General features: G+C 46.3%; 1 protein-coding gene. It reads left to right on the top strand.

Annotated elements, in window-relative coordinates:
* On the top strand, window positions 1-888 hold an 888-nt coding region (locus A3738_RS23475; protein WP_197473985.1), incomplete at both ends, for an Hpt domain-containing protein.

Here is an 888-nt window from a genome sequence, read left to right as displayed (position 1 = left end):
CAAGAGCAAGAGCAAGAGCAAGAGCAAGAGCAAGAGCAAGAGCAAGAGCAAGATATCGAAATTAGTATTGATGCACTTGAGGAATCTCTAGCTGAAGCCATTCCAGAGTATGCTGTAGAAGAAACTGAAGAAGAGCTTGTAGCGACGGAACTAGAAGCTGTACCAGAAGAAACCATCCAAGTTGAAGAAGTTGATCAAACTGCTTCAGGATCTTTGGCGGAACTTGATCCTGAGTTAGCTGAAATTTTCTTGGAAGAAGCGCTAGAGTTGATCAATCATTCAGGCGAGCTACTGCACCAATGGCAGAGTGAGAGTGATAATTTTACGCTTGTAGGTGAATTGCAGCGCGATCTACATACGCTAAAAGGTGGTGCACGTATGGCTGAGGTCACTGCAATTGGTGATCTCTCACATGAGTTAGAAACATTGTTTGAGCGCACGGTTGAAGCACACACCGTTGCGAGTCCGGCCGTGATTGAACTTTGTCTTCAGTGTCATGATGCACTAGCGTCTATGGTCGATAGTGTTGAAGCGGGTTCTGTTCCTGCTCCAGCATTAGATTTGCTAGAAGCTGTTAAGCGCTCTATTGCTGGTGAAGAACCAGTATTAAGTAAGGTTCCAGCACCTCAGCCTGAGCAAACAGAAGTAGAATCTGAAGTTGAGAATATCGAGGCTACAGAACCTGAAATTGTTGAAGTTGAAGAGATAACGCTCGTAAAAGAGACGACAATTCCAGTTGAGCCAGAGCCAGCGGAACCTGTTAAGCCTGAATTATCAGAAGAAGACGCCCTCGATAAAGAAGTGCTTGATATGTTCGCCGAGGAGGCGCAGGAACTCATCGAAGCGCTCGAAACGAACATGGCGGATTGGGCTGATGCGCCAACCGAA

It is taken from the genome of Oleiphilus sp. HI0066, from assembly GCF_001635725.1.
The sequence above is the reverse complement of the archived record's forward strand: the minus strand, read 5'-3'. Positions and strand labels throughout refer to the sequence as shown.